Source organism: Streptomyces phyllanthi (genome assembly GCF_009377205.1).
Lineage (GTDB): Bacteria > Actinomycetota > Actinomycetes > Streptomycetales > Streptomycetaceae > Streptomyces > Streptomyces phyllanthi.
In genome coordinates this window covers 1-2,659 of record NZ_VJZE01000756.1, presented here as the reverse complement: position 1 = coordinate 2,659, position 2,659 = coordinate 1, and the positions used below count along the sequence as shown (strand labels likewise).

Genomic DNA, 2,659 nt, shown 5'->3' with positions numbered 1-2,659 from the left:
GGGCGGGGCGATGTGCTGTCAGTCGCCGGGAAGTCCGTTCCAGCCCTCCCCTCACTCATCTCACTCATCCGTCGTCCACTCACCCGTCGTCGCCTCATCGTGTCTCCGCCTCCTCCCCCTGGGAGTCGCGCGGTCGTTCCGTCCTCTGGAGGTCGCGCAGTCGTTCCGCGAACCCCGTCAGGGCGCGGTACTGCTCGCCCAGCGACGACGGGCCGTCGCCCACGGGGTCCTTGAAGTAGAAGCCGAGGTCGGACAGGGGGCCGGTCAGGCCCGCCTCGTGGGCGCGGGTTGTCAGGCGGACCAGGTCGAGGATCAGGGGTGCGGCGAGGGCCGAGTCGCAGCCCTGCCAGGTGGTCTGGAGGGTCATGCGGATGCCGAGGAAGCCGTCGAAGGTGATGTGGTCCCAGGCCGTCTTCCAGTCGCCGAGGGCGGGGACGTCGTCGATGTGGGTCTCGCCCTCGGGGGTGGCGCCGAGGGTGTCGGCGAGGACGCGTTCCTTGCCCGCGTTCTTCGCCGCCGCGGCGGCCGGGTCGGCGAGGGCGGCACCGTCTCCGCCGCCGAGGAGGTTCGTACCGGACCAGGCGCGGACGGTCAGGGCGCGCTGGGTGAACATCGGGCCCAGCACCGAGCGCAGCAGGGTCTGGCCGGTCTTGCCGTCCCGGCCCGCGTACGGCAGGCCCGAGGCGGCGGCCAAGGGGGCGAGAGAAGGGTGGTGCAGGCCGGTCGAGGGGGTGAAGTTGACATACGGGCAACCGGCGCGCAGGGCGGCCGCCGCGTACAGCGAGCTCGGGGAGAGGGCGGACCCGGTGGTCGTCGGCTCCGTCGATGCCACGTTCACCACCACGGCTCGGGCGAGATCGTGGCGCCGTACGAAGTCACGGATGTCCACCGCGAAGGTGTCGATCAGGTCGGCGGGTTCCCTGGTGTCGCCCGGTAGGGGGCCGCCGGGTGCGATCTCGCGGTCTGCAGCGGTGAGTTCGGAGGTGATCGCCGAGGGAAGGCCGTGGGGCAGGACGCCGCCCGCGGCGAGGGCTTCCGCGCGCTTCGGCAGCGGGCAGTCCGCCGTGTCGTGGCCGCCGAAGACGAGGGAGGACAGTGGTGGAAGGCCGGAGCCGGCGAAGAGCGGGGTCTCGGTGACCATGCCCGTGGAGGCGTGGAGGCCCGCTGTCATGGCCGCGCACCCGGCGATGACGGTGGTGGCCACGGAACCGCGCGCTCCGATCAGCCACACCCCCACCCGCGGTTCGGACCCTGCGAAACGGGACACGGACATGGGCAGCCTCCTTGTCGTACACGCACACGGAGAAAACTGATGAGCGGGGAGACGGCGAGCGGGAGTCCGGCGTCTCCCGCCCGCCGCCGTTCAGTCGCCCGGCGCCTGAGCCGCGTCAGCGGTCCGCGCGGGCAGTTCCTTGATCCGGATGTCGCGGAAGGACACCTGGTCGTCGGCTCCGTGGTTCTGGATGCCGAGGTGGCCGTCGCGCAGGCTCCGGGCCGGATCGGTGTTGGTGAAGTCGTTGATCCTCACTCCGTTGAGCCAGACGCGGAGCCGTTCGCCCTCGACGCGGATCTCGTACGTGTTCCACTCCCCCGGCGGGTTCAGCGCGCGGTCGCGCTTTCTGATGTCGGCGGTCTGGAAGCCGTACACCGAGCCGGTCGTGCGCTCGGGGACGTCGGTGGCGTCGATCTGGATCTCGTAGCCGTTGTCGACGGCCGACCACGGGTCGTCGGAGGCCGGGAAGCCCACGAACACACCCGAGTTGTCGTCGCCGGAGGCACTGGCCATCCTCCAGTCGAGTTTCAGCGAGTACGACTGGAAGCCGGAAGCGGCGTACCAGAGCATGCCCATCCCTCCGGACGACGTCAGTGTGCCGTCGTCGCTCAGCCGGAAGGAGCCGGGCCCCGCCTGCCGCCACGCCGACAGGGACTGCGCCGTGCCGTCGAACAGCGACCGGTAGCCGTTCTCCGGGCGGCAGTCGGCCTGGGCCTCGCCGGTCGCCCACCGGATGCCGCCCAGCAGGTGCTGCCGGAAGGCCGGTTCGGCGTACGACTCCTTCGTGTGGCCGCCGCCGGTGTAGAAGGCGCGCCCGCCCTGGTACTCCTGGCACCAGGCGATGGGGTGGTCACCGTTCATGGAGCCGCCGGTGTACGAGGACTCGTCGAGCGAGGCGAGGATGTGGGCCCGGTCGCGCGGGTTGGAGCGGTAGTCGTACCACTCGTCCGTGCGGTTCCAGGTGGGGCCGAGTCCGGCCGTGGCCGGGTGGGCCCGGTCCTCGACATGGAGCGTGGCGGGCTGGATCGCCGGGTGCGAGCGGAAGTACGCCCCGGCGAGCCCGCCGTAGAAGGCCCAGTCGTACTCCGTGTCGGCGGCCGCGTGGATGCCCACGTAACCGCCGCCCCGCCTGATGTACCGCTCGAACGCGCCCTGCTGGGTCTCGTTCAGGACGTCACCCGTGGTCGACAGGAACACGACGGCGTCGTAGCGGCCGAGCTTGCGCGCGGTGAAGGCGCCCGCGTCCTCGGTGGCGTCGACCGCGAAGCCGTGGGCCGCGCCCAGTTCCCTCACGGCCGCGATCCCGTCGGGGATCGAGTCGTGCCGGAAGCCGGTGGTCTTGGAGAAGACCAGCACCCGGCGTCCGTCGATGCCGGCATCCGAGCC

The 2,659-nt window shown here is 71.5% G+C and carries 2 protein-coding genes; both read right to left on the bottom strand.

Annotated elements, in window-relative coordinates; translation table 11 throughout:
* Positions 1–94: 94 nt before the first annotated feature.
* Complete coding sequence (locus FNH04_RS44450) at positions 95–1,273, bottom strand: inositol-3-phosphate synthase (RefSeq protein ID WP_152791910.1); 1,179 nt, start codon at positions 1,271–1,273, stop codon at positions 95–97.
* A gap of 90 nt (positions 1,274–1,363) precedes the next feature.
* Positions 1,364–2,644 carry a ThuA domain-containing protein gene (locus FNH04_RS44445; RefSeq protein WP_322725651.1) on the bottom strand — a complete coding sequence of 427 codons (1,281 nt, stop codon included), beginning with the start codon at positions 2,642–2,644 and terminating at the stop codon, positions 1,364–1,366.
* Positions 2,645–2,659: the final 15 nt, after the last annotated feature.

Excerpts from the sequence above, each read along its gene's own strand:
- FNH04_RS44450 (WP_152791910.1), bottom strand. The coding sequence starts at position 1,273 with ATGTCCGTGTCCCGTTTCGCAGGGTCCGAACCGCGGGTGGGGGTGTGG.